The sequence below is a fragment of the Halomonas sp. 707D4 genome, from assembly GCF_024158685.1.
Classification (GTDB): domain Bacteria; phylum Pseudomonadota; class Gammaproteobacteria; order Pseudomonadales; family Halomonadaceae; genus Vreelandella.
In genome coordinates this window covers 1-3,679 of the sequence record NZ_JAMZBD010000325.1, presented here as the reverse complement: position 1 = coordinate 3,679, position 3,679 = coordinate 1, and the positions used below count along the sequence as shown (strand labels likewise).

Annotated in this window: 5 protein-coding genes; 4 read left to right on the top strand and 1 reads right to left on the bottom strand. The window is 65.0% G+C overall.

From position 1 onward, the window contains the following. From BIS11_RS12995 to BIS11_RS12980, 4 genes are all read left to right on the top strand, one after another. A partial coding sequence (locus tag BIS11_RS12995) for a 3-oxoacyl-[acyl-carrier-protein] synthase III C-terminal domain-containing protein (RefSeq protein WP_301286460.1) occupies positions 1 to 480 on the top strand: 480 nt, incomplete at its 5' end. A gap of 46 nt (positions 481 to 526) precedes the next feature. Further along, positions 527 to 1,321: a VacJ family lipoprotein gene (locus tag BIS11_RS12990; RefSeq protein WP_253424451.1), complete on the top strand. Its 795-nt coding sequence runs from the start codon at positions 527 to 529 to the stop codon at positions 1,319 to 1,321. A gap of 21 nt (positions 1,322 to 1,342) precedes the next feature. Next, complete coding sequence (locus BIS11_RS12985) at positions 1,343 to 2,536, top strand: PP2C family protein-serine/threonine phosphatase (protein WP_253424448.1); 1,194 nt, start codon at positions 1,343 to 1,345, stop codon at positions 2,534 to 2,536. Further along, the gene (locus BIS11_RS12980; RefSeq protein ID WP_253424445.1) at positions 2,526 to 3,041 is read left to right on the top strand and encodes an STAS domain-containing protein; all 516 of its coding nucleotides are present in this window, start codon (positions 2,526 to 2,528) and stop codon (positions 3,039 to 3,041) included. The genes BIS11_RS12985 and BIS11_RS12980 overlap by 11 nt, the downstream gene beginning before the upstream one ends. A gap of 61 nt (positions 3,042 to 3,102) precedes the next feature. Here BIS11_RS12980 and BIS11_RS12975 read toward each other — a convergent pair. Next, on the bottom strand, positions 3,103 to 3,679 hold a 577-nt coding region (locus tag BIS11_RS12975; RefSeq protein WP_301286459.1), incomplete at its 5' end, for a transaldolase family protein.

Here is a 3,679-nt window from a genome sequence, read left to right as displayed (position 1 = left end):
CTCGCGGTGAGCGACCAGCGCTTCGAGATCCTCGGCACGCGGCTGGTCACACGCTTTTCCAACGCCATCCGCAACAATGCGGGCTTTCTCAACCGGGTCACCGACAGCGACCCGCTGGCCGCGGACAAGCTGTTCGTCCAGGAGGGGCGGCGGGTGTTCAAGGAAGTCTGCCCGATGGTGGCGCAGCTGATCCTTGCGCATCTCGCATCGCTCGAACTCGAGGGGGGCGACGTCAAGCGACTGTGGCTGCATCAGGCCAATCGCCACATGAACGACCTGATCGCACGCAAGGTACTGGGGTTCGATCCCGACGAAAACCAGGCACCGATCATCCTGGATCGCTACGCTAATACAAGCTCTGCCGGTTCCATCATTGCGTTTCACCTGCACCGCGACGATCTGGCCGCCGGCGATGTCGGGCTGATCTGCTCCTTCGGGGCAGGCTACAGCGCCGGTAGCGTCGTGCTGCGCTGTCAGTGATGTGCCGTGAGTAGCGGGACCTAACTAAAAAGACGAGGGATTCATCATGTCAAGGTCGCAAGCCACGCAAGCGCCGGCCGGCAAAATGATCAAGGGAATGCTGCCGGTGGTGCTGTTCGCCGCGCTGGGAGCGTCGGGCTGTGCCACCACCGGCAGCGCCGAGCAGGCGCATCCGGATGACCCGTGGGAAGGCTTCAACCGACGGGTGTTCGCCTTCAACGACGTGCTCGACCGCTACGCGCTCAAGCCGGTGGCCCAGGGGTATCGCACCGTCACCCCGGACCCGGTGCAGACCGGCGTCGGCAACTTCTTCTCCAACCTGGGCGAAATTCGTACCGCCATCAATAGCCTGCTGCAGGGCAAGCCCGGCAATGCCGGCCTTGCCACGTCCCGTTTTCTGATCAACTCGACGGTGGGCGTTGCGGGCCTGCTCGATTACGCCACCCACATGCAGATCACCGCCGACGACGAGGACTTCGGCCAGACCCTGGCAGTATGGGGCTGGGAGGATTCGCGCTACCTGGTGCTGCCGCTGCTCGGCCCCAGCACCCTGCGTGATGCCACGGGGTTGCCGGCGGATATCGCGGCCCATCCCAACACCTACGTCGAGGACGACAAGGTGCGCATCGGGTTGACCGCGCTCAACATCGTCGATACCCGCGCCGGGTTGCTCGATCAGGAGTCGTTGATCAGCGGCGACCGCTACCGATTCATCCGCGATGCCTACCTGCAGCGGCGCCAGTTCCTGATCAACGATGGCGAGCTGGGCGACGACCCCTTCGCGATGGACAGCTTCGAGTTCGACGATGCGGATTTCGATGACGATGCCTTCGCCGAGTAAGGCGAAGCGCTGAGGCTTGGTATGGATTCTTCCCGACATCTCATCGCGGTGATCGATAGGCCCGGGCCCGAGCGCGACGCGCTGGCCCGGGCCATTACCTGCCGTGATCTGGCGGTGCTCGCCATGGAAAACATCGACGCGCTGCCGGTCGATACCGCCCTGGTGGTGGCCAGGGCCGCCGTGGTGCCCCCCGAGCAGTGGGGGACACTTGCCGCGCGCGTGCCCACCCTGGTGGTCAGCGACTCCCGGGAGGAGCCGGGGCTTTTCGCGGCGGTGGAGAGCGGGCTGCTCGATCACGTCGTCGATCCCCTGCGCCATACCGAGCTTGTGTGCCGCATGATCCGCAAGGCGGTGGAGCTCGATGCCCTGGCGAAGGCGCGCGAAGGCGAACGGGCGCGTCTCGAGGAGCTCAACGAGAGCCTGGAGACCCACCTGGCGCTGCTGCGCATGGACCAGCAGAGCGGCGGCCACATTCAGCGGCGGCTGCTGCCGCCCCATCCCCGGGTGATCAACGACGTGCGCTTCGATTACTGGTTCGCGCCGTCGCTCTATCTCTCCGGTGACTTTCTCGACTACCAGCGCTTCGACGAGCGCTACAGTGCGTTCTATTTCGCCGACGTCGCCGGTCATGGCGCCTCCTCGGCGTTCGTCACGGTACTGCTCAAGTACCTGTTCATTCGCTGGCTGAACGAGTGGGACGGACGCCACCCCGAGCGGTTGCCGGCCCGCTGGCTGCAGGCGCTGAACAGGGAACTCCAGGATACCGACATCGGCAAGCACGCCACGCTTTTCGTCGCGGTGATTGACCACGAGGCCAAGACCCTTCACTATTCGCTCGGCGCGCAGCTGCCGATGCCGATTCTGGTAGCGGGTGACACGCTGATGCGCCTGGAAGGCGAGGGGATGCCGGTCGGGCTTTTTCCCGATATCGACTATCCCTCGCTTGACTGTGAACTCCCGCCTGACTTTCGCCTATGGCTCTGTTCGGACGGCGTACTGGAATGCCTGCCGGGTAGGACGCTCGACACGCGGCTCACGGAGCTTGAGCAACTAGTAAGCGACAGTGACACACTCGAGCAGTTGCGTGACCGGCTCGCCCAGACCAGCGCTCTCCTGTCGAAAGGGGAGGGTGGCGACGAGGACGGCCAGGAGCGTGACGCTCTACCCGATGACCTGACAATCATGATGGTGAGCGGATTTAGTCATGCTGATTGAAGAAGGCCGCATCAAGGCGGCATTCGATTCCGGCGTTTTCATTCTGAAGCTCTGCGGCGACGTGCGCTTGACGCTGTGCGCGACGCTCGACGTCCAGGCCCAGCGCCTGGCGGATACGCCGGGGCTGCACACGGTGATGATCGACCTGCGCGAGGCGAGCAACGTCGACTCCAGCGCCCTGGGCTTTCTGGCCAAGGTGGCGATGGCGGTGAAGGGGCGCCTGGCGCATCCGCCGACGATCATCGCCAGCAACCCCGACATTCGCAAGATGCTCGACGTGATGGGCTTTGCCCGCTTCTTCACGCTGATCGACCGGCCTTTGCAGGGAGCCCGTGAGCTCGACGCAACGCTCACCGAGCTTCCGGAAATCCCGTCCGACGAGGAGGGGCTGCGCGATCGCATTCTCGAGGCGCATCGCCTGCTCATGCACATGAGCGAGCACAACCGCGAGCAGTTCCAGCCGCTGGTGGACATGCTCGAAGCCCAGGACTCCGCCGTTCACTAGCCGGGCACGACCCGCGCATCCGCATCGCCCCGAGGCCTCTGGCCCCGGGGCGATGTGCGTTCTACTGCTGGCGCAGCTTGGCCAGCAGCGCCTCGAGCGCCTTCTGATCGGCCATGAACTTGCGAATGCCCTCGGCGAGCTTGTCGCTGGTCATCTCGTCCTCGTTCATCTCCCAGCGGAAGTCCGCTTGGGCGAGCGGTTCGGGGTCGGCACCCTGGGCGCCGGCGGGGGAGAGCTTGCGGGTGAGCTCGCCCTGGCGTTCGTCGAGCTCGTTGAGCAGCGCCGGCGAGATGGTCAGGCGGTCGCAGCCGGCAAGCGACGTGATCTCGTCGACGTTGCGAAAGCTTGCCCCCATCACGATGGTCGCGTAGCCGTGGCCCTTGTAGTACTCGTAGATACGCTTGACCGAAGCGACGCCCGGGTCATTGTCGCCGGCGAAGTCGCCCTGCGGGTCGCGCGCCTTGTGCCAGTCCAGGATGCGGCCCACGAACGGCGAGATCAGCGTCGCGCCCGCGTCGGCACAGGCCTTTGCCTGAGCGAAGCCGAACAGCAGGGTCAGATTGGTGCGAATGCCGTCGCGCTCGAGCTGGCGGGCGGCCTGGATGCCCTCCCAGGTGGAGGCGGTCTTGATCAGGATG